Annotated in this window: 22 protein-coding genes; 3 read left to right on the top strand and 19 right to left on the bottom strand. The window is 41.2% G+C overall.

The window, feature by feature from the left end; all coding sequences use genetic code 11:
• Positions 1-30: 30 nt before the first annotated feature.
• The 14 genes from RDY04_RS02150 to RDY04_RS02085 form a co-directional block, all read right to left on the bottom strand.
• A complete protein-coding gene (locus RDY04_RS02150) occupies positions 31-675 on the bottom strand; it encodes a response regulator transcription factor (protein ID WP_117647092.1) in 645 nt (214 codons plus the stop codon).
• A complete protein-coding gene (locus RDY04_RS02145; RefSeq protein WP_048788123.1) occupies positions 665-1675 on the bottom strand; it encodes a sensor histidine kinase in 1011 nt (336 codons plus the stop codon). Before RDY04_RS02145 ends, RDY04_RS02150 begins: the two co-directional genes overlap by 11 nt.
• Complete coding sequence (gene liaF / locus RDY04_RS02140; RefSeq protein ID WP_295494997.1) at positions 1672-2370, bottom strand: cell wall-active antibiotics response protein LiaF; 699 nt, start codon at positions 2368-2370, stop codon at positions 1672-1674. The genes RDY04_RS02145 and liaF overlap by 4 nt, the downstream gene beginning before the upstream one ends.
• Positions 2371-2624: 254 nt before the next feature.
• Positions 2625-2792, bottom strand: coding sequence for an ion channel (locus RDY04_RS02135; RefSeq protein ID WP_303951648.1), 168 nt, complete (start codon positions 2790-2792; stop codon positions 2625-2627).
• 365 nt (positions 2793-3157) lie between these two features.
• Positions 3158-5026, bottom strand: coding sequence for a Stk1 family PASTA domain-containing Ser/Thr kinase (pknB, locus tag RDY04_RS02130; RefSeq protein WP_295494991.1), 1869 nt, complete (start codon positions 5024-5026; stop codon positions 3158-3160).
• Positions 5026-5763: a Stp1/IreP family PP2C-type Ser/Thr phosphatase gene (locus RDY04_RS02125; protein WP_303951645.1), complete on the bottom strand. Its 738-nt coding sequence runs from the start codon at positions 5761-5763 to the stop codon at positions 5026-5028. The genes pknB and RDY04_RS02125 overlap by 1 nt, the downstream gene beginning before the upstream one ends.
• A gap of 43 nt (positions 5764-5806) precedes the next feature.
• The gene (gene rsmB, locus RDY04_RS02120) at positions 5807-7129 is read right to left on the bottom strand and encodes a 16S rRNA (cytosine(967)-C(5))-methyltransferase RsmB (protein ID WP_303951644.1); all 1323 of its coding nucleotides are present in this window, start codon (positions 7127-7129) and stop codon (positions 5807-5809) included.
• Positions 7119-8054: a methionyl-tRNA formyltransferase gene (fmt, locus tag RDY04_RS02115; protein ID WP_003094002.1), complete on the bottom strand. Its 936-nt coding sequence runs from the start codon at positions 8052-8054 to the stop codon at positions 7119-7121. The genes rsmB and fmt overlap by 11 nt, the downstream gene beginning before the upstream one ends.
• Before the next feature lie 17 nt (positions 8055-8071).
• Entirely contained in the window at positions 8072-10468 is a 2397-nt protein-coding gene (locus tag RDY04_RS02110; protein ID WP_303951643.1) for a primosomal protein N', read from the bottom strand.
• Positions 10469-10609: 141 nt separating this feature from the next.
• Complete coding sequence (gene rpoZ / locus RDY04_RS02105; RefSeq protein WP_003093276.1) at positions 10610-10924, bottom strand: DNA-directed RNA polymerase subunit omega; 315 nt, start codon at positions 10922-10924, stop codon at positions 10610-10612.
• Positions 10925-10945: 21 nt separating this feature from the next.
• Complete coding sequence (gmk, locus tag RDY04_RS02100; RefSeq protein WP_303951640.1) at positions 10946-11575, bottom strand: guanylate kinase; 630 nt, start codon at positions 11573-11575, stop codon at positions 10946-10948.
• Positions 11576-11808: 233 nt separating this feature from the next.
• Positions 11809-13158 (bottom strand): signal recognition particle-docking protein FtsY, encoded by a 1350-nt coding sequence (ftsY, locus tag RDY04_RS02095; protein WP_303951639.1) that lies wholly within the window; start codon positions 13156-13158, stop codon positions 11809-11811.
• 10 nt (positions 13159-13168) lie between these two features.
• Positions 13169-13987 carry a Cof-type HAD-IIB family hydrolase gene (locus RDY04_RS02090; RefSeq protein ID WP_303951638.1) on the bottom strand — a complete coding sequence of 273 codons (819 nt, stop codon included), beginning with the start codon at positions 13985-13987 and terminating at the stop codon, positions 13169-13171.
• Positions 13980-14774 carry an HAD-IIB family hydrolase gene (locus tag RDY04_RS02085; protein WP_303951637.1) on the bottom strand — a complete coding sequence of 265 codons (795 nt, stop codon included), beginning with the start codon at positions 14772-14774 and terminating at the stop codon, positions 13980-13982. Before RDY04_RS02085 ends, RDY04_RS02090 begins: the two co-directional genes overlap by 8 nt.
• A 181-nt stretch (positions 14775-14955) precedes the next feature.
• Here RDY04_RS02085 and RDY04_RS02080 point away from each other — a divergent pair, with 181 nt between their 5' ends.
• From RDY04_RS02080 to RDY04_RS02070, 3 genes are read left to right on the top strand one after another with little or no spacing between them, the layout of a single operon-like run.
• Complete coding sequence (locus tag RDY04_RS02080; RefSeq protein ID WP_002884206.1) at positions 14956-15333, top strand: GntR family transcriptional regulator; 378 nt, start codon at positions 14956-14958, stop codon at positions 15331-15333.
• A 4-nt stretch (positions 15334-15337) separates the two neighbouring features.
• The gene (locus RDY04_RS02075) at positions 15338-16036 is read left to right on the top strand and encodes an ABC transporter ATP-binding protein (RefSeq protein ID WP_303951634.1); all 699 of its coding nucleotides are present in this window, start codon (positions 15338-15340) and stop codon (positions 16034-16036) included.
• 11 nt (positions 16037-16047) lie between these two features.
• A complete protein-coding gene (locus RDY04_RS02070) occupies positions 16048-16833 on the top strand; it encodes an ABC transporter permease (protein ID WP_303951632.1) in 786 nt (261 codons plus the stop codon).
• A gap of 50 nt (positions 16834-16883) precedes the next feature.
• Here the strand turns inward: RDY04_RS02070 and RDY04_RS02065 are convergent, their stop codons facing one another.
• The 5 genes from RDY04_RS02065 to RDY04_RS02045 are packed head-to-tail and all read right to left on the bottom strand — an operon-like array spanning position 16884 to position 23349.
• Positions 16884-17813 (bottom strand): ATP-binding cassette domain-containing protein, encoded by a 930-nt coding sequence (locus RDY04_RS02065; protein ID WP_303951630.1) that lies wholly within the window; start codon positions 17811-17813, stop codon positions 16884-16886.
• On the bottom strand, positions 17806-18891 hold the full coding sequence (locus RDY04_RS02060) for an ABC transporter ATP-binding protein (protein WP_303951628.1): 1086 nt from the start codon (positions 18889-18891) through the stop codon (positions 17806-17808). Before RDY04_RS02060 ends, RDY04_RS02065 begins: the two co-directional genes overlap by 8 nt.
• 9 nt (positions 18892-18900) lie before the next feature.
• Positions 18901-19827 carry an oligopeptide ABC transporter permease OppC gene (gene oppC, locus RDY04_RS02055; protein WP_303951626.1) on the bottom strand — a complete coding sequence of 309 codons (927 nt, stop codon included), beginning with the start codon at positions 19825-19827 and terminating at the stop codon, positions 18901-18903.
• Positions 19827-21320, bottom strand: a complete 1494-nt coding sequence (locus tag RDY04_RS02050; protein WP_303951624.1) for an ABC transporter permease — start codon at positions 21318-21320, stop codon at positions 19827-19829. The genes oppC and RDY04_RS02050 overlap by 1 nt, the downstream gene beginning before the upstream one ends.
• A 58-nt stretch (positions 21321-21378) precedes the next feature.
• Complete coding sequence (locus RDY04_RS02045) at positions 21379-23349, bottom strand: peptide ABC transporter substrate-binding protein (RefSeq protein ID WP_303951623.1); 1971 nt, start codon at positions 23347-23349, stop codon at positions 21379-21381.
• Between the last annotated feature and the right edge of the window lie 107 nt (positions 23350-23456).

Genomic DNA, 23456 nt, shown 5'->3' with positions numbered 1-23456 from the left:
AATTAACCTTTTCCAACTCCTAAAATAGATTTATTCATCATCCTGTGAAACCAGATGATGTCTAAAGGCATAAACTACAGCCTGAGTACGGTCATCAACATTTAATTTTCCAAGGATATTAGACACATGGGTCTTGACTGTTTTTAAAGAAATAAACAGTTCATTAGCAATGGTTTGATTGTCATAGCCTTTAGCTAAGAGGGCTAAGATATCACGTTCACGTGCGGTCAAATCATCATGTAAGTCCGGATGACTATCGTGATATTTAATTTTATTATCCACCTCAGTTTCGATAGCTTCTTCTCCACGGTAAACCTTTCGGATACTATTTAGAATCTCTGCTGCACTGCTCGTTTTAAGCATATAGCCTTTGGCGCCAGCTTCAATGACTGGATAAATTTTTTCATTGTCCAAATAGCTGGTCAAAACTAGAATCCTAGCTTCAGGCCATTCTTTGAGTAATTCCAAAGTCGCCTGAACACCATCTAACTCAGGCATAACAAGATCCATAACAACAACGTCTGGACGCAACTCCAGGGCAAGATCGACACCATCACGACCATTTCCTGCCTCTCCCACCACCTCTACATCTCCTTGGAGATTCAAGAAACTCTTAAGGCCTAAACGAACCATTTCATGGTCATCTACCAAAATCACATTAATCTTATTCGACATTGTCTTCTCCTCTTAATATTGGCACACGAACATCAATAGACGTCCCTTTACCTTTAGCTGATAGGAACTGCACAGTTCCCGCCATTTCATCAACACGCTCTTGAATGTTTTTTAGCCCATAACTCATCTCGTCAGTCGAGGCATTCAAATCATAACCAACACCATTATCTAGCATTTTTAACTGAATTTCCTGACTATTTTGATAGAGGTAAACCTCTATTTGGCTAGCTTTGGCATGTTTAAGGGTATTAGAGATAAACTCTTGGGCAATCCTAAAGAGATTATTTTCAATACGTTTGGGCACTTTCTTGACCATATCCTTGTAGACAACACGGATATTGGATTTATCGGTTAATTCCTTAAGAATCATCTGCAAGCCTTCTTGTAAGGTCTTGTTCTCAAGCTCTGTCGGACGAAGGTGCAAAAGCAAGACACGCATATCATTTTGAGCATCTGTCAGCATGGCCTCGACTGCCTGAATCTGATTATGTAAATCTTCCTTACTTAGCTGGCCCACCATCTGAGAGACACCAGAGAGAATCATACTAGCCGCAAAAAGCTCCTGGCTAACGGTATCGTGAAGATCTCGAGCAATGCGGCCTCGCTCTTTCTTAAGAATATCACGACTTTGCAAAGCCTGAGCATTTTCCGTTTTTTGCAGATCCTTGGTCAATTTACGCATTTTATGAGATAGACGCATCATATTCTTGTCCAACTCAATATCTCCCTGACGTTTGACTGGCTGGTTATTGATAATACGACGCAAGTCCTGATTGACCGAACGCATACTATTATCATTAGCAATGGCCCAAAGAATATACAGTAAAATGAGCAAACTCAGAACCACAAAAAACATGTTAAAAAAGAAGTGAAATGCCTGAGAAATACTACCGAAAACCAGCGAAAAGTTGAGGTTAAAGCTATCCATAACCACAAGGGTAACCCCAATTAAAACAACAACTGAATAAGTTAGGATTAAAAATAGGTACTGTTTCTTCATTTACGACGTACCTCCACTGGTCCAGCTCCCACATTGAGAATCAATTTAACCGTGCGATGGGCATGCTCATACTCCGCTCCCTGCAAGGTCAATCTTTCGTAACGGAGGTCGTATTCATCTTCATTAAAGAAGGTCACAGAGCTATAGATAGCTGATATATTCAGCTTTACAGAAACATCAATTGGTACCAAGATTGTCGTTGGCCCATAAAGTTTCTGTAAAATGACGACATTTTCTCGACCTGAAACGACAACCTGGGTCAAATCAATCACATCTGTCCCAAAGAAACGGATAATATTAATATCATCAAAGTCATAGCGATCACTGACAGGTTCCATACGAGTCCCAATCCACTGATTTCGCACAGCCTGTGGATTCAAGTCATCTTCCTTAAATTGAATGAGAGCGTAGCGATTCTTTTTCTTGACCTGTGAAAAATGGTTAATCATGACATAGGCCACACCCACTAAGATAGCAAGAACCACATAGATATTCCACATAGAAACCAGAAAAAGTGAAATCAAGCAGATTGTCAAGACAAAGTCGCTCTTGGACTCCTTGTTAAAGAAGCGAACTGCCAACAAGGTCAAAACCAGTATGAAAATAAAACTGGTAATATCATTATTAAAGATGGTGATTAAGCCTAGAGTTAAAAGAAGAGCCTCCACCACTAAGAAAAAATTAAATTTGGTCATAAGGACCTCTCAAATAAAAGTATACAGGGTTCATTCTATCAAATTTTGGACTAATTGACAAAAAGACCTAGTTTGAGAACTTACTAGCTATGGAATATAGGAGCAAAAAAGTGCCTCTATTATAGAAAGTACAATCTTTAAGCCATAGAAAACCTAGTCGTCGTTCTTATCCATTTTCCTACTCATAGCAAGCACCGTACTTCTGATTTCCTCAATAATGGCATGTTGTTCAGCCAACTCCTTCTCAAACTCAGCTAATTTTCGTTCAGTTTGACGACCTGAACGTACAAAATATTATTAAGAGAGTTAGTCAACAACCCCAGAGTAGTAATTCCACTAAGCATGAGCACAACAGCAATCACCTTACCTACAAGGGTTTTAAGGATACTTTCCCCGTAACCTACTGTGATAACTGTTGCCACAGACCACCAAATATCATCTATAGTGCCAAGGAGGAACCAATAGTATAATCTAAAGAAAATATAAGGGAAGTGGTCTGATTAATAAATAGAAAAGAGTGTCTCCCAATAGTAATCAACCCAACCAAATCAAAAATCACTCTCCATATGGAAAGAAGTGCTAGAATCGTCATGACAATATCGTAGCTAATAATATACCTTTTTCAGTTTTCTACGGTTTCTCATTGCGCCTCTCCTCTATGTGATGCGTTCATTATAAAAGAATCTGCCATTCCTGACAAGCAACCACTTTAAAATCCCCAAGCAATTGAATCAAAAAGAGAGGCAGAAAACCTCTCTTTCTCTTATATCTAAGATTTCCAAACTTATTATTGCTCTGTGTGAGTAGCTTCTGTAGCTGTTTCGGTACTAGAAGTTGTACTTGAAGAACTAGAACTTGTAGATGATGACGAATGCATCATACTTTCTGAGCTTGACTGTTGAATGCTTGAACTCTCAGTTACAACTGAAACATAGAGAATCACTGTACCATCAACGGCAGTACCAACTTGTGGGTCTTGATAAAGTACCTCTGTATTACTAGGTACCTTACTCTTATCCAACTTAACACCAGTATTATAGTCGTGATACTCAATACTACTACTTGAAATATCTGTACGATTCAAGGTTTGGACTGCTGTCGAGACAGTTAAACCAGTCACATCAGGCATAGTTATAGTCTTAGGAGTTGCCACACGGAACTTGATTTTCACCTTACTATCTTTAGGATTGAAGGACTTGTTTTTCCCCGGACTTTGAGATAGGATTTCACCTTCTTTAGCATCGTCGTCTTCGACATGTTGAATATCAATTTGATCCTCGGAAACCCCATAATTCGAGGTTAAATCCTCAATGGCATCCTTATAATTTTTCCCCTTGTAATTTTTCAGAGTGAAACCTTTGCTACCAGAAGAAACATAGACATCAATGCTTGTTCCCTCTTTACGCGTTGTCCCAGCTGTAGGGTCGGTCTTGATAACTTTGCCCTTATCGACTGAATCATCCTCGACTTCATTAACATCGCCAACCTTAAAGCCTGCACTTTCAAGTTTCGTCTGAGCTGTTGACAACTCTTGACCTACAACATTTGGTACTTGGACATTATCAGGATTGGTAAAAACAAGATAGGCAAAAATGATAATTCCTATAAAGACTAAGCCTAGGAGAACCTTGAGTAGAGTTGAAAAGATATTTTTCTTCTTTTTAGCTAGAGAAGCTTTTTCCCTCGGTTGTTTGCTTGGAGCCGGTGTTGGCTCTGATGGTTTAGGAGAAACCTTTTTCTCAGGACCTACTGATGGAACTGAATCAACCTTTGGTAGGGTCTTAGTATCCGTCATATCATCAAAAACTACCTTAGAATCACGACTATGACTAGGATGCAAACTAGTTACTAGGTCGCGACTCATTTCCAAAGTACTGTTGTAACGATTTTCAAGCTTTTTAGCAGTTGCTCTAATAACAACATTTTCTAAAGCTTGAGGAACATTACGGTTCTCAGCCAAAATCGATGGTAGGGGCTTTTGGAAATGTTGAAGTGCAATGGTTACTGCACTATCGCCATCAAAAGGAATATGTCCTGTCAACATTTCAAAGAGCATAATCCCCATAGCATAGATATCACTTTGGATAGTGGCTTTAGAACCACGTGCCTGTTCTGGTGACAAATAATGGACTGACCCCAACATTGAGTTAGTTTGTGTCAGACTGGTTTCAGCAAATGCTACTGCGATACCAAAGTCTGTAACCTTAGCTCTACCATCCTTAGTTAATAGAACGTTCTGTGGCTTAAGGTCACGGTGAATAATGCCCTTTTGGTGGGCAAGAGTCATGGCAGAAAGGACTTCCCCCATAATACGCACAACATCTTGGTTAGACAATGGAGCATGGTCTTGAATGAATCTCTTCAAGTCCGAACCGTCCACATACTCCATCACCAAGAACTGCTGACCGTCTTCTTCACCGATATCTCGAATCGCAACTATATTCGGATGGCTAAGCTCAGCCATGGCACGCGCTTCACGCTGGAAACGCGCTACAGCAACCTGATCAGTTTGATAATTGGTACGTAGCACCTTAATAGCTACACTTTCATTATCCAGAATCAGGTCGTTAGCCAGATAAACATCCGCCATACCACCACGTCCGATAGACTTAAGGATTCGATAACGTCCAGCAAACAATTTGCCAACTTGGATCATTATCCTTCCTCACTTTCTACTTTGATGAGAGCAACGGTAATATTATCATAACCACCGGCCTCATTGGCAGCGGCAACTAAACGACTGGTTTTTTCTTCGACGAAACCAGGACTGTTAACAATATGAATAATCTGTTCAATTGAAATCATATTAGTCAATCCATCTGAATTGGCCAAAATATAATCTCCCGGTTCCAATTGTTGAACACCCAGATCTGCTTCAACTGGAGCAGCTTGCCCTATAGATTGCGTAATAATATTACGTTGTGGGTGAACTGCTGCTTCTTCTTCTGTCAACTGACCAGCCTTGATAAGAGCATTAACCAAGGAGTGATCGTTCGTTAATTGCTTATACTCACCATTACGGATAAGAGAAATACGTGAATCCCCAACATGAGCGAAAATCACAGCATTATCAACTAAGGCAAGAACCTCGATAGTAGTTCCCATTCCTTTATATTCTTCATTTTGACCAAGCTCATAGATTTTACGATTTTCTTCATCGATGGCAGCAATCATCCAATCACGAATTTGGCTCAACTCACGAAGATCAGTGTTAATCCAGTTACGACCAAGGTCAGTTACTGACATCTCACTGGCAATATTTCCAGCACGGTGTCCACCCATTCCATCTGCAACAATGACAAGTGTAACACCAGCCTTGTTGACAAATTTATTAACAAAATCTTGATTGTTTGACCGTTTTTGGCCAATGTCTGTTAATAATGATATTTCCATAATTCTCTTTCTGACTTGCGTCAGTGTTTCCTCCTCTGTAACCCTAGACCTTCTTACGCAACTGAGCGATAAAAAAACCATCAGTTAGATACTGTTCGGGGGTAATAGCCAAACAGCCATTGACCACGATATCCTTGCATGGATGATCCAAGGCAACTTGCTCAAAATCAGGATGGCTCTCAAGAAAGGCTTGAATCATCTCTTGATTTTCTTCTGCTATGATGGTGCAAGTACTATAGGTTATTATACCACCTTTTCGTAGAGTTTGACAAACACTGGATAAGATATCCAATTGCACAGACTTGAGGGATTCAAAGTCTTGGAGATCCTTATTATATTTGATGTCGGGTTTTCGACGAATGAGACCAATCCCTGAGCAAGGAGCATCCACTAGAATCTTGTCAAAACTATCAGATGGAAAGACTTGATGCACCTGACTAGCATCCAGCTTCTGAGTCTTAACCTTATCAGCTAGACCAAGACGTTGTGCGTTTTCTTCGATAAGGACAAGCTTATGATCATAGAGGTCAAGCGCCGTCACATGTCCACTTGTCAAGTATGAAGCCATATGGACAGTCTTACCTCCAGGTGCTGCACAAGCATCCAGGATTTCTTCCTCACCTTGAATCCCTAAAGTTGGCGCAACCAGTTGACTGGTCTCATCCTGAATGGTCAATAAACCCTCTTTAAAATAATCAGTCCCAGCAAAATAACCCGAAGATTTAACAAGCCCAACTGGTGACAAAGCTGAACGCTCAGCCCCAGTGGCCTCCGCAATTTCTTCCATACGGGACACGTCCGTCACACGGACACTAGCCTTATTTCTAACAAAGAGACTTTGGAAAATAGCAAGGGCACGGTCCTCTCCATACTGGTCGATAAGTTTTTTTACCAACCATACAGGTAAAGAATACTGAACAGAATAGCGTTTATTGACGCGTTTAATCTTGCTTGGATCTGGCAAAGGCTGGCTAGATAGTTTACGAAGAACAGCATTCACCAGCTTCTCAGCACCCTTTTTATTGCCACGATTTTTGGCAATAGAAACCGCATCATTAACCACCGCATGGGCTGGAATCTTATCTAAATAGGCCAACTGGTAGAGACTCAAAAGCAAGAGGTCATAGACCCAAGGTTCAAGCTTATCTCGGTCCTCGATGACATGGGCTAAAATCCACTCCAAAGTAATCTTACGAGCTACGGTCCCATAAACAATTTCCGTTACCAGTGCCTTGTCCTTATCTGTTAGATATGAATTGCTCAGACGTGCATTGAGGGCAATATTTGAGTAAGCCCCTTCCTGGAAGACATCTTCTAAGATTTCAAGTGCCTGTCCACGGGCTGTTTTTTTCCAATCATTGGCCAAATGCATCACCTACTTCAAGATTGCGACCGACTCCATTAAGGAAATCGGCAATAGCCATACGAGGTTTACCTGCAGGCTGAACACTCTTAAGCGAAATAGCTCCTTGACCAGTCGCAACGACCAAACTCTTCTTAGTTTTTTCGATAATATGACCAGCCTGCCCTTGCCCTTCTACTAAGTCTCCTTCATAAATTTTGAAACGTTTGCCATCAAGCAAAGTATGTGCCACGGGCCATGGGTACATGCCACGAATTTGATTAAAGATGTCACGAGCCGACTTATTCCAATCAAGGCGTTCCTCTTCTGGGCTAATGTTTGGTGAAAACGTTACCTGACTGGCATCTTGAGGAACAGGTTTGATTTCTCCAGCAATGTAGGCAGGCAAGGTTTCAAGCAATAGGTCACGACCCAAGACTGCCAATTTTTCAAACATAGTACCGACATTATCTTGGTCCAGAATTGGCAAGGCCTTTTGGCTGACCATGTCACCAGCATCCATTTCCTTGACCATTTCCATGATTGTCACACCCGCTTCTGCATCACCATTGATAATGGCATAATGGATAGGTGCTCCACCACGGTATTTGGGCAAGAGTGAAGCGTGAACATTCACCGCAAAATCCATGCTATCAAGCAACTTGCTTGGCAAAAATTGTCCATAAGCTGCTGTAACAATCCCATCAGCACCAAGTGACATAAGTTGTGCCATTTCCTCGGAACCTGACAACTTTTCAGGTTGATAGATTGGTAAGTCATGCGCCAAGGCTACTTCCTTGACCGGTGTCATGCGGATTTCTTTTTTACGGCCGACAGCACGGTCTGGTTGCGTCACCACAGCAACAATATCGTAACGCTCATCTGTCAAAAGTCCCTCCAGCACTGTCGCTGAAAATGCTGGCGTTCCCATAAATACTATTTTTGTCATATTCTTCCTTTTCTAGATTAGGTAAAATTCTGAGGCTCGTGATCAATAATCAAACGCAGGTCCTTGTTTTCAGGTTCCTGAGTCATATCAAGGATCCTATTAAGCGTTTCTTCCAAGTTATCCTCAAAACGGTATTTGATAATAATCTGATAATGATAAAGGTTATGTGTTCGGGCAATAGGTTTTGGTGTTGGTCCCAAGAAAGTCACCTTGTCCGATAAGTGTTCTCTTAAATATGCCATGACCTCATAGCTCTTACGAACCACAAACTCTTCATCCTTGTGAGAAAACGTGATCCCTACCGTATAGAAATAGGGCGGATAGGCCAACTGACGGCGAATCCCCATCTCATAGGCATAAAATCCCTCATAATCCTGTTGCTTAGCAAAACGAATGGCATAATGACTAGGGTTATATGTCTGAATAATAACTTCCCCTTCCTTGTCCGCACGACCAGCACGACCAGCCACCTGTGTCAAAAGCTGGAAGGTACGCTCAGCCGAACGAAAATCTGGCAAATTTAGCGATGTATCCGCATTTAAGACCCCTACCAAGGTAACATTGGGAAAATCCAAGCCCTTGGCAATCATTTGGGTTCCTAGCAGAATATCAGCCTGGCCACTTCCAAAAGTCTCTAGGAGCTTCTCGTGAGCGCCTTTTTTACGTGTGGTATCAACATCCATACGAATCACTCTGGCTTCTGGCAAAAGTTCCGTCAATTGATCATAAGCCTTCTGTGTCCCAGTCCCATAATAGCGAATCTGGCGACTCTGACAGTTAGGACAAACATGAGGAATAGCTTTTTGAAAATCACAGTAGTGACAATTCATGGTCTTAGTATCCATATGCAGAGTCAGTGAAATATCACAGTTGGGACAGTCATCCACATAGCCACAGTCACGACACATAACAAATGAAGAATAACCACGACGATTCAACATCAAAACGACTTGTTCCTTACGTGCCAATCGCTCTCGGATTTTCTCTAAGAGAGGGGGCGTAAAATCACTCGCCTCTTGTCGACCCACAAAGTCCTTAAAGTCCACCACTTCCACCTGCGGAATTTTAGCCTTAGGATTGGCCCTCTCCGTCAACTCAAGAAAATGGTAGACCCCTTTCTGAGCCCTTGCTCGCGACTCAATAGAAGGCGTAGCTGACCCAAGTACAAGCACAGCTCCATGACTCTTAGTCCTAAGCAAGGCCACATCTCTAGCATGGTAACGAGGATTGGATTCCTGCTTATAGGTCGCCTCATGCTCCTCATCGATAATGATTGCTCCAATATTGTCCAAGGGAGCAAAGATAGCAGAACGTGCTCCTACGACAACCTTTGCTTGACCAGACCTAACCTTACGCCACTCGTCAAATTTTTCACCATCTGACAAGCCTGAATGCATGATGGCTACCAAGTCACCAAAACGGGAGATGAAACGATTGGTCATTTGTGGCGTCAGAGAAATTTCTGGAACCAAGACAATGGCAGTTTTTCCCATAGCCAAGGTTCTCTCAATAAGATGCAGGTAAACCTCAGTCTTACCTGACCCCGTCACTCCTTCCAACAAGAACGGCTTCCCACCATGACCAATCTGACCTGTCATTTCTTCAACCGCATGTGCCTGCTGAGCATTAAGCTCTAGAAAATCCGTCTTCTCTACTTTTTCAAAGTAGCTATCAGCACGATTGACCTCAACTTCAGTGATGACTAGAGCTCTAGCCCCAATGAAAAACTTAACCACATCTCGTGAAAAAAGCTTGTGGAGGTCTGCCACCTTCCCTGACTCGCTCTTCTCGAGCAAGAAGTCTCGCATCTCCAAACGCCTCTTAGCCCGTTGCGAAATAGCCAAAGTCTCAAGAATGCCCTTTTGAACACTATAGTGCTTCTCAGTCTTAATGTTCTGCTTATCCTTAGCAAGGTAATCAACCGTTACACGCCCAGACTGGACCAGACGAGGAATGGCTTGACGCTGCTCCTCTGACAACTGCGAGAAAAGAATATGGTCCTGCCCCTGAAGAAAAGTCTGTTTATCCTCTTCACTCAGTTTATCAGTTGCCATGATAACCTTATCGTACTGTGAATTAAGGAGACCAGGTAGCATTGACTTCAAGATGGAAATCTTATAGGAAAAGACCGTATGTCGCATCTGATCAGCCAAATCCAGCTGATCCTGATTAAGGACTGGCTCATAATCTAAAAGCTCAGCGATAGGTTTCAATTCAGGAAAATCTCTTAAGTTCTCCTGATCTTCTAAACCAATAACAAAACCTTGCAATAGACGATTTCCTTTACCAAAAGGCACATGAACCCGTATACCGATGGCGATTTGTGCTTGCATGGTTTCCGGTACAAGGTAACTATAAGGCCTGTCCGTCTGCATCAGAGGAACATCTACAATTATTTGTGCAACTAAAACCATATATCTCCTCTCTTCACCTTTGGACCAGCGATTTCCTAAGCTCCAGAAATCTTGAGCTAGTGATATTCATCATAAAGAAGGAAGCTGAGACACTATGCCTCAGCTCCTCCTATCCTCGTAAACCAAAGCAAGACTTTGATTTTAGATTTTATCGCCTTCTTCTTTTTCTTTAGCGATTTGTTCTTTGATTTTACGTTCTTCTTCCTCAGCAGCAAGACGCGCTTGGATAACTTTCAAACGTGCCAATTCACGTTTAGCTTCTGGATCTGGGTGGATAGTGACATTACCAGATTCAATTTCTTCAAGGGCTTGAAGCGTAGATTTTACAGCCGAAAATTCTTGAGTAGGTTCAGCACCAGCTGCCAATTCATGGGCACGTTTTGCTTGCAAAATAACTAATGAATATTTTGAAGGCACTTTATCCAAAAGTTTATCAATAGAGGGTTTCAACATCATAATTCTATACCTATTTCTAATTTATTTATCTGACAATTTCTTTTCAGAAATCATATTACGATAGCGGCCAATCACACGGTCAACTCGGAAGTGTTCTGCTTCAATGACACGTTTGACACGCTCAGCAGCCAAAGGAACTTTGTCATTGACAATGGCATAATCGTATTCGCTCATGAGAGCAATTTCTTCACGCGCACGCTCGATACGTTGAGCAATAACTTCTTCAGAATCTGTCCCACGGCCAACTAAACGTTCTTCAAGTTCGTTCAAATCTGGTGGTGTCAAAAAGATAAAGACAGCATCTGGAACCTTTTTCTTAACCTGTAGGGCCCCTTGAACCTCGATTTCAAGGAAAACATCAATCCCTTTATCCAAGGTTTCATTGACATAAGTCAAAGGTGTTCCGTAGTAGTTACCTACATACTCAGCATATTCCAACATTTGACCATTACGAATAAGCTCTTCGAATTCCTCACGCGAACGGAAGAAATAATCCTTCCCATCAACTTCACCAGGACGTTGAGCACGTGTGGTCATTGATACTGAGTATTCAAATTTGTGGTCAGGTGTTGAAAAAATCTCCTGACGAACAGTTCCTTTTCCGACACCAGAAGGCCCTGAAAAAACAATTAAAAGTCCACGTTCAGACATGTCTTCTCCTTAAACTAAGATTAAAATTCTTCTTATGACTCACCTTAAAAAAGAGAAGTAAATCATCTCTTTTTATGGCTTAGGGGTTGTTCAATGATTAAGTTACAGCTCACTTTTCAAAGCAGTCGTATTTTCTTACTATTCTATCAATAAAAGCGACTTTTTTCAAGGTGAGGACACCATTAAAAAGAGTGAATCCCTTTTCCCAGTACTCACTCTTTTTAAACACTCTTTTAAACCAAACCAGTCAAGAGACCTTGCATGAATTCTTCTGAATGGAACTCACCAATATCATCAATTTTCTCACCAAAACCAATTAACTTCACTGGAATATCCAACTCTTGGCGAATGGCTAGAACCACACCACCCTTGGCACTACCGTCCAACTTAGTCAAGACAAGACCTGTAAGAGGTGTGATTTTTGAAAATTCCTTGGCCTGACTAAGGGCATTTTGACCTGTTGAGGCATCCAAGGCCAAGAGGGTTTCATGAGGTGCTTCTGGAACCACACGCTTGATAATACGACCAATCTTTTCAAGCTCTGCCATAAGATTGTCTTTATTTTGCAAACGTCCCGCAGTATCAATCATAAGGACGTCAACTCCTTCAGCAAGAGCCTTTTCCATACCGTCAAAAACCACTGAAGCCGGGTCAGCCTTCTCAGCACCAGTCACTACTGGCACATCAACACGACGTCCCCACTCAACCAACTGAGCGACAGCTCCCGCACGGAAGGTATCAGCAGCTACCAACATAACTTTTTTGCCTTCTTGTTTGTATTTATGCGCCAACTTACCGATAGACGTTGTCTTACCAACCCCGTTGACACCAACGAAAAGCATGACTGTTAAACCATCTTGGAAATTAATCTGCTCCTTGTAAACATCGTCCTTCTCGTAGATATCCACAAGTTTTTCAATAATCAAGCGTTGCAAATCCTCAGTCTTTTTAACATTTTCTAGGCGGGCTTCATAGCGCAAGTCTTCCGTTAATTGCGTGGCAACATTAACACCAACATCGGAAAGAATCAGCATTTCTTCCAATTCTTCGAAGAACTCCTCATCAACTCGACGGAAATTCGCAAAGAATTCATTCAGGCGGGCAGCAAAACCTGTACGCGTCTTCTTAAGGGTACGATTATATTTTTCTTGTTCTGTTTCAGTTTTTGAAGCCTGAACTTCTTCAGGTTTTTCCTCAACTTTACGGGTTTGAACAGCCTCAAAAGTAACTGTTTCACCTTTTTCTGCAGCAGCAGCTACCTGAGCCTTTTTAGCATAGTAATCAGCCATGACATCTGCGAAATGGTTATCCACAGCGACTTGGCTTTCTTCTGACTCTGATACGCCCTCTGCTTCACTTTCCTCTGTCACTGTAGGTTCGCTTTCTTCAACAGATTCTGTAGACGAAATCTCTTCTACTTGAGTCTCTGACTCACTGAGCTGTTCTGTTTTACTTTGGCTTGTCCCTTTACTTGTTGATAAGTCTTGATTATCAAGAGCCTCAGTTTCTGAAATTTCCTGATTTGCTACAGTCTCCTGTGACTGATTTTCCTCTTGTCCAAACAATCGATCAAATAGACCCATTTGGTTCTCCTTATTTATCTAGAATATACTTGTGGATGGCCTCAGCCACTCCAGATTCCTCATTAGTTTTTGTCGTTACTGCCTTGGCAACAGCCTTAACCTTAGGAACAGCATTTGCCATAGCCACACCTAGACCAGCCCACTCCAACATAGTCAAGTCATTTTCCTCGTCTCCCATAGCCATAACCTGACTTTTATCAAGGGCAAGATAATCAGACAAAAGTTTCAAGCCCACAGCCTTATGAACTCCTTTGGGCATGACTTCAAGGATAATCTCACGAGACTTAAGGACCTCAAACGCTTGGTATAGATGGTCAGGTAGCTCTTGAATTTGGGCATCCAAAAATGCTTCCTCACAGACCGTAACTACCTTATTATAGACGATATTTTCAGGAATGTCATCAATACTCTCCACATCAACGAAGGTCAAGGTAGGATTAGCCTGACGATAGAGAGAATGATTGCCTTTACTCGGAACACCATAAACAATGCCATCACTGATAACATCCATAGGGAGCCCTAGAGGTTCAAAGACAGCATAAATCTGCTTTAAATCTTCTCGACTCATCTCTTTCTTTATGAGGATATCCCCATTATTACGCTGAACCAAGCCACCATTGAAGGTCACACTATAGTGCTTATCATCTAACAAGCCCAAATCTTCCAAGATATGAGTAATAGCTGGCAGAGGACGACCAGTCGTAATGACCACATGAACTCCCTTAGCTTCTGCCGCCTTCAGAGCAGCTCTATTTTCAGCTGTTACTTGCTTATCCTTGGTAAAGAGGGTCCCATCTAGGTCCAAGGCCAATAATTTAATCTCAGACATCTGAGCCCACCAATCCTTCCATGTAGTCAAAAACTGCACCGTCTTTATGGTGACCAATCACCTCGTCTGCTACTACCTTAATCTCATCACGCGCATTTTCCGTAGCAACCGCATACCCTGCAAAGGTCAACATCTCCATATCATTGAGATTGTCACCAAAGGCTACAACATCTGAAGCCTGGCATCCCAACTCTTGACAAAGATGGTAGAGACCAAAGCCCTTGTCCACACCTTTAAGGATAATATCCATAGAATCAAAGCCAGTTGTCACAGCTGTCATATCCTCAAAGATTGTGTTGAGGTAGTCACCACGTTCCATGATGGTGTCCCCTTGGAACTTAGCAGTTACCTTGAAAATATCATCTGTGACCGCGTCAAGGTCCGTTGCCATAACATTTTCATAGTAACGTTCCATGGCCTTAAGATAGGCTGGGTCTGCATCATTTGGTGCATAGGCACCACGACGGCCTGATAAAAGAATTCCCTCACAAGTTGGCAAGGCTAGGGTTGTATCTGCAATTTCCAAATAATCTTTAGGGTCTAGCTTGGACTCGAACAAGACCTCTCCCTTGTACTGAACCAAGGCCCCATTTTCCGCAATAATCGCAATGCGGTCCACAAATCCATCAAAAAGCTCTTCCAAAGCCAAGAGAGCTCGGCCAGAAGCTACAGTAAAAACATAATCTTTAGCTTCACAAGCATCCAAAAGGTTATCCAAACGTGCTTTGTCATAGGCACCAAGATGGTCTAGAAAGGTACCATCCATATCTGTTGCTAAAATTTTCAAAATAATCTCCCTTCAGGTCGAATATACTTGCCCCTATTGTACCAAAAATAGGAATATAAGTTTGGGAAAAGCCAAAGAAATTAGAGAAAATATGGCATTTTACTTGCAAATTTATCGTTTTAATTGTATCATTACGGTAGTACAAAAATAATACTATTATACTTTTAGAAAGGAGTCTCTTATGGCTTGGACATTTGATGAAAAATCGCCAATCTATCTCCAAATCGCCTATCGCGTCAAACTGAAGATAGCTTCCAAGGAATTGAGCATGGGACAACAACTCCTACCTGTAAGGGAATTCGCTCAGGAAGCTGGGGTCAATCCCAACACCGTACAAAGAGCCTTCCAAGAACTTGAAAAAGAGGGGCTGGTCTATTCTGCCCGTACCTCTGGTCGCTTTGTTACCGAAGATGAAAAACTTATTGATCAAAAACGACACGAGATTGCCCAAAGTCTCATGAAAAACTTTGTCACTGAGATGGCAGCTATTGGTTTTAGCTCACCTGAAATCAAAGCTATCATTACTGACTACATCGAACAAACAGGAAAGGACTTATAGACCGATGACTGATATTGTAACTCTAACAAATCTCACCAAGACCTATCATGGTATTCCAGCCCTTAGAGATGTGACCATGTCCATTCCTTCTGGTAAAATCATTGGTCTCTTAGGACCAAACGGTAGTGGTAAAACAACTCTCATCAAGATTTTGAATGGCCTCCTCCAACCAACTTCTGGTTTAGTAACTATTAATGGATTTCAGCCATCACCTATCACCAAAGCTCAAGTGGCATATCTACCTGATACAACTTATTTAGATGAAAGTAAGACTATCCAATACTACTTGGACTTCTTCCAAGATTTCTATGCTGACTTTCGCTATCCCCTTGCCTTGCAACTCTTGCAGGATCTAAAGCTACAGCCTGATTTGCGCCTTAAAGATCTTTCAAAAGGTAACAAAGAAAAAGTTCAGTTGATTTTGGTTATGAGTCGTGAGGCTAAACTCTATCTCCTCGATGAACCTATCGGTGGTGTCGATCCTGCGTCACGTGACTACATCCTTAAAACCATCATCAACCAATACTCTGAAGATGCTTCTGTTATCATTTCAACTCATTTGATTGCAGATATTGAATCCGTTCTAGATGAAGTTGTCTTCTTAAAGTACGGTCAGATTGAACTTCAGGGTGACGCTGATAATATTCGTCAAGCCCATGGCAAATCTATCGACAAACTCTTTAGAGAGATGTTCCACAACTAGGAGGTATGAGCATGTTTTGGAAATTAGTTAAATATGAATTACAATCAGTCCGTAAATGGTATCTCGGCATCTATGGTATTGCTATCCTACTGTCCATACCTTTGGGCTTAATGCTTCAGAAATTAACGGTCACCTTTGAACACAGCCACAAGGAACCAAGCTTACTGTTTATGGCTTTCTTCACACTGATTGTGATTGCTACCATTGTTGTTTGGGGAACCATCTATATCGCAACCATTGTTCTCATTATCAAACGCTTTGCGACTAGCGTCTTTGGACGAGAAGGCTACCTAAGCAACACACTTCCTGTTTCAGTGCACCAATTAATCTTGTCTAAACTTTTGGCAGCTTTTATTTTAGATACGATTTCATCTCTCGTTGTACTCGCTTCAATTGGCATTATAGCGACTTTCAACCTTGATATGAAAGATATCTTACTGACTACCAGCTACTTTGGTCAAATCTTAAAAGAAATGGGAGCTCTCTATCTCTTCATCCCTACTACAATTTTAGGAACAATTGGCAGTATCCTATTCTATTACCTCTGTATCAGTATCGGAAACCTCTTCAATAATAACAAAGTTCTTATGGGATTTGTCGCCTATTTCGCCATTCAGGCTATCCTGTTCTTTATTGGTTTCTTCTTTGGAATCGGTGCATCCTTGACCGGAAATGCAACAAACACTATAATTAATAACTCGTCATATATCTTTAGTCTAGTTCAATCTCTCATTCTCATCGCAGCAAGTTACTTTGGTACCTACTATATCATGACAAAGCGCTTAAATTTAGACTAAAGAAAAACCGTGTTCCTTGTGGAACACGATTTTTTTTGCATTGAAAAGACTTACTTACTTTGTTCTTTACGATAAGTCTCAATTTCTTTCTTGTTACCCCAAACGAAGTGACCTGGACGTACTTCCACCATTTCTGGTTTATCAACCGAATAGTCGTGTTGGTTTGGATCATAAACCTTCAAGACTTTCTTACGTTCCAAGATTGGATCTGGAATAGGAACAGCAGACAAGAGTGACTTGGTGTAAGGGTGGATAGGATTGTTATAGAGTTCTTCTGTCTCAGCAACTTCCACGATTGTCCCCTTATAGATAACAGCGATACGGTCAGAAATGAAACGGACCACTGACAAGTCGTGAGCGATAAAGAGGTAGGTCAATCCCAACTCTTTTTGGAATTTCTTAAGCAAGTTCAAAACTTGGGCACGGACTGACACGTCAAGGGCTGAGATAGGTTCGTCAGCGATGACCAAGTCAGGTTGCATAACCAAGGAACGTGCAATCCCAATACGTTGACGTTGTCCCCCAGAAAATTCGTGAGGGTAACGTGTCAAGTGTTCCTCAAGAAGTCCCACTTCTTTGATAATTTCCTTGATTTTGGCTTTACGATCTTCCTCATCCTTATAGAGATGGAAGTTATGCAAGCCCTCAGACAAGATATAATCAACTGTTGCACGTTCATTTAAACTAGCCGCAGGGTCTTGGAAAATCATCTGAATACGACGAATAAGGTCGTTTTTCTCAGAGTGCGATAAGTGTCCATTGATTTTCTTACCGTCAAAAATAATCTCACCATTACTTGTATCATTTAGACCAATAATGGCACGACCGATAGTAGTTTTACCACTACCAGACTCACCAACGAGGGAAAAGGTTTCACCCTTGTTGATGAAAAAATTAGCATTGTGGACCGCAACGAATTTCTTGCTTCCTTCACCGAAGGAAATCTCCACATCTTTTACTTCAACTAACTTCTCAGACATTGCCTTCCTCCTCATCTTCTAAATGTGCAAATCCCATATTGGCACGGATTTTTTCATGTAGATTTTGGATAACCGCAGGTTTTTCAACTTTTGGTGCATCCTCATGTAAGAGCCAGGTCTTAGCCCAGTGAGTATCTGAAACTTGGAATTGTGGTGCTTTTTCCTCAAAGTCAATTTGCATGGCATAGTCTGAACGCAAGGCAAAGGCATCTCCAACAATCGGTGTATAAAGTGATGGTGGTGTCCCTGGAATTGAGAAAAGCTCACCCTTATCGTCAGCCAACTGTGGTAAGCTTGAAAGCAAGCTCCACGTGTATGGGTGACAAGGCTCATAGAAAATTTCCTCAACCGTTGCGTACTCAATGATTTCACCAGCATACATAACAGCAACCTTGTCAGCGATACTTGCTACCACACCAAGATCATGGGTAATGAAAATCACTGAGAAACCGTACTCCTCTTTGAGAGATTTCAAGAGGTCAATGATTTGAGCTTGAATGGTCACATCAAGGGCAGTTGTTGGCTCGTCACAGATAAGGACATCAGGACGACAAGCCAAGGCAATGGCGATGACGATACGTTGACGCATCCCACCAGAGTATTGGAAAGGATATTCGTTGAAACGTTTTTCAGCATCTGGAATACCAACCTTATCCATGTAATCAATAGCCATTTTTTTAGCTTCTCTGACTGATTTTCCTTGGTGTTTGACAATGACTTCAACAATTTGGCTACCAATTGTCTTAATGGGGTCAAGACTGGTCATAGGATCTTGGAAAATAGTCGCAATCTTAGCCCCACGAATAGGTGCCCAATCTTGGTGACTCTTAAGCTTAGTCAAATCTTGGCCACGATAATCAATAGAACCGCTAGCTACACGACCATTTTCTTCAAGCATCCCTGTGAAAGTCTTAGTCAATACTGATTTACCTGAACCAGACTCACCAACCAAGGCTAAAACTTCACCTTCAACCAAGTCAAGGGAAACTCCTCGAATAGCTGTCAAAACACGGTCACGAACGTCAAACTCCACGACGATATCGCGAGCCGATAATATTACATTTTTATTTTCTGTCATATTGGACTCCTATCTATGCGTACGTGGGTCGCTGGCATCCGCCAAGTTTTGACCGACAATAAAGAGAGCAAGGGAAACGAGGATTAAGGTAGTCAATGGAATCCAGAAGAGATAAGCATTGACTGTAACGTTCTGTGCATAGTCTGAAATCAAACGACCAAGACTAGGCGTAGTAACGGGAAGTCCTAAACCAAAGTATGAAAGGAAGGCTTCGTAAGAGATAAATCCTGGCAAAAGTTGACTAGCCATGGTTACGATAACTGACACAAGCTGTGGCATGATATTTTTAACCACAATCTTAGCAGTTGGTGTTCCCAAAGTACGAGAAGCCAAGTTATACTCCAAATCACGATAACGCATAATTTGAATACGGATAGTATAGGCAATACCAATCCATCCTGTAACAGTCATGGCAAAGATCATATTCCAGAATCCAGCACCCAATGAGTAAGTCAAGACGATAACCACAAGGAGGTCAGGAATATTTGAGATGATGTTGTAGATTTCCATCATAACCATATCGAAGGTCTTAGAAATCCCCCAAACAGCACCCACAAGCAAACCAATGACAACATTAAGGATGGTAGCAATGACAGCGATAAGGATTGAATTACGAGCACCGAACCAGACACTGTCAAATAGAGACTTACCATTACTGTCAGTACCGAACCAGTATTGAGCGTTTGGATGTACATAACGCAAACTGAAATCATTTACTTTTGAGACATCATTGAAGTCAAATTTAGAGAACATTGGGTAGATGAAACTCATCAAAACGATGGCAATCAAGACTCCCAACATTACTACTGTTGATTTCTTTTTAAAGAATTGACGCATCACTGATTTCCAGTATGAATAAGCTGGTGCATCAATTGTTTCAGAGGCAAAATCATCGCGCTTTACAAATTGGAACTTACTTTTATCAATTGAAGCCATTATTTACCCCCTTTAGATGTCAATTTGATACGTGGGTCAATCATAGTCATAAGGATATCACCTACAAGCAATGAGAAGATCGTGAGGGCTGTGAAAATAAATACCAGACCAACAACCATAGCGTTATTTGAAGCACGAACAGAATCGATCAACATTTTACCCATACCAGGGTAGGCGAAGATTGTTTCTGTCAAGGTAGCCCCTGTGATAACCCCAACAATAGATGCTGGAATCCCTGAAACCAAGGAAACCATAGAATTCTTGAAAATGTGTCTGTTCGAAATTTCTTGTTCTGACAACCCTTTGGCACGTGCAAAACGAACGAAGTCTTGTGATTGCAAGTCAATCATGTAACGACGAATCCAAATAGCAAGACCTGGTGTTGCCAAGAGACCGAGAATAACAGATGGCAAGACGTATGAACGCCAGTCACCTGCACCCAAGATAGGGAAGGAATCTGGAAGACCAATCTCAGAACCAATCAAACGAATGATATAAACCAAGGCGATGGTTGGTAGTGAAAGCAAGAAAGTCAAGACACCCGTTGACACACTATCAAAGAGTGTGTTTTTAAAGCGTGCCATGTATGATCCCAATGGAATTGCCAAAGCATAAGACAAGACCAAACCAATCAAACCTGCAATGGCAGAACTTGTCACCATTGATGGGTATTGATAGCGACTCTTGGTAGCTGTGTATGGGTCATTTCCATAGTAAGAACGATCCCTAGCGTCAGCCTGACTTGGTGATTTATAAGTACGAGAGTAGATATCTACTGAAGATATTTTCTTACCAGTAGGGAAGTTGACCTCAGAGCTTTGTGTTTGCCCTTGACCTTGGGTAATAACATCAAGAACACCTTGCTCAGCATAAGTTGGGTATGAAGTTCCAAGATTCATCTTAACAAAGTTTTGGTGAACAAATGGGAACTGACTATTAAAGTAAAGCAAATATTTGTGCTTAGTCCCTGAACCAACAACTGACCAACCGATAGCTGGATCATTTTCAATACGGATGTAACGCTTCAAGTTTGGATTCGTTTTATCTTTAACCCATCCAGTATTGTCAAATTCAAAGAGATGCGTATAGAAGCCAAATACACGTTCAAGTACTGGCACATCACGTGTCGCATAGAATTGTTTACTTTGCTTGAATTGATGCAAACGCCAGCCACGTCCTAAACTATCCACATATTTTTGGTAAATAGCTTTATTTTCTTTTGTTGGCTTAGTGGTTACTGACTTATCAAGGGAGCTAGCTTTCTCCTGCAACTCCTTGGTGTCATAGTAATCAATGTAACCCATACGTTCATAGATTGTATTTTCATAGTTAGCCTTAGAATCAGCTGTCTTAGCAATCTTGTTGTAGTTTGGGTCCTGTCTGAAAATCAAACGCCTTGGCACCATGGTATAGATAATCGTGTAGGTCAAGGCCGTCACGACAAATATTGACAATAGAGAACGGAGGGTTCTCAATAAAATGTATTTTTTCATGTCTCTTCCTTATTCCAAAAGAACTTTCCCAATCAAATGAGAAAGTTCCATCGTCCTTTTATTTAATGTGTTTCTCAAGATCTTTTTGAGCTTTTTCGTTAGACACTTTCTTTTCTTTAAGCCATTTTTCACGACTTTGTTCAAATTCTTTCTTAGTAACTACTTTTTCTTGTGGTTTAACGTATTTGAAGTAGTCTGATGAGTTTTTATCTCCCACCTGCATGCTAGCACCGGTAAACGGTTCTAAGCGTGAGATAACTGGTGCCGCACCGTTACCAACCGTCAAAGGCATCACAAGTGAACTATCTTCTAACCAAGCTTGAGCTTGAGCATAACGATCATAACGTACATTAAGGTCTGTTGTTTCAGAATCGGCTGAGTCAAGCAAGGCATCATAATCTTTAAGTCCTACTTGGGCTGCTGCCGCATTATTTGGATCATCATAACCCATGAAAGTCTTGGTATTTTCACTTGATGTTGTCTTAAAGATATTAAGATAAGTTGATGGGTCTTGATAGTCTGGACTCCAAATAACACCATTTGAAATATCCCAATCTTCTGCTGCTGCGTTGGCTGCATTAAGGGTTGCATTTTGCATATCATCAGATGACAATTGGTTGATATCGATCACCACATTGTCACTTCCCAATGATTTTTCAATAGTTTGTTTCAAAGATTGCGCTTGAGAAACATTAAGTTTAGAAGTTTGGTCAACTGGAAGGTCCAAGTGAATTGGGAATTGAACACCTTCTCCTTGGAGAGCTTCTTTAGCCTTACTAAACTCAGTTTTGGCTTTTTCAGCATTGTAGAGACCGTCTTGACCATCAGCAAAGTTGACACCTGACCACTCATTACCATATGAACTCATCTTTTCAGTAACAAGATCTCCAAAGGTCTTATTACCCGCACTAACGAAGTCAGAAGGAACAAAGAGATTTCGAATAGCTTTAGCTGCTCCATCCTTACCATTGACTTGTGATTGATATACCGTACGGTCAATAGCGAAGTTAATTGATTGACGGAAGTCTTTATTCAAAAGAGCTTTTTTCGTTGAAGTCTTTTCAGCGTCAGTCTTTTTAGCAGTATATTTGTAACTTTGACGGTCAATATTGACACTCATAGCTGATGTTGACGCACCTGCTGCTGTATAGAAGATATTATCTTTGTATTTCTTTTCGACAGAAGCATAGTTAGAGCTCATTGGGAAGACACGAGCAATACTATAAGCACCATCAGTGAAACTACGTTCAAGAGACTCTGGATCAGAACCTTCATCATAGGTCAATTTAATAGCATCAAAGTGAACGTTCTTCTTATCCCAATAGTTTTCATTCTTAGTCAACTCAATTGATGATTTAGCTGTCAAAGATTTGAGAAGGAATGGACCATTGTATAAGATAGAGGTTGGGTCTGTTGATTTACCGAAATCTTTTCCTTTAGTCTTAAGGAAGTCTGCATTGACTGGGAAAAGCAAACCATAAGTTGTCTTAGAGTTCCAGTATGGCTCTGGTCGTTTAAGTGTATATTGCAAGGTATGGTCATCAATTGCCTTAACACCAACCTTTGAGAAATCTTTATTGGCACCAGAGAGATAGTCAGACAATCCAGCAATAGAATCTTGTACCAAATAGAGAGCCCCAGCTTTGGCATCCGCAGCATGTTTAAGACCCGTCACAAAGTCCTTGGCAGTCACATCAGCATACTCTTCACCATCTGAAGTATACCATTTAACACCCTTACGGATTTTATAGGTATAGGTCAGACCATCTTGAGAGACAGACCAATCTTCAGCTACTGAAGGTACGAGATTACCATATTTATCTGTTTCCATAAGACCATCAACACCATTTGTCACAGCAGTTGTTGTAGGTCCCGTATTTGAGGTAATGTAATCCAAAGTTTCAGGATCTGAACTGTAAACGTAACCATAAGTAGTACCACTGGTACTAGACTTAGATGAACAAGCCGCTAACGCACCAACACTTAGAAGTGCTACACCCACGAGAGCAAACCATTTGCTTTTTTTCATAAAATTTCTCCAAAAAAATTTTTTACAACTTTATTATAGCATAAATAATCAAGCATCACAGCTTTTATCAGAATATTTTGTACAATTCGATAACATATGTAAACACG

Origin of the sequence: uncultured Streptococcus sp., from assembly GCF_902463925.1 — a bacterium.
Taxonomy (GTDB): Bacteria; Bacillota; Bacilli; order Lactobacillales; family Streptococcaceae; genus Streptococcus.
Note: the sequence above shows the minus strand (reverse complement) of the source record. Positions and strands in the feature narration are given on the sequence as shown.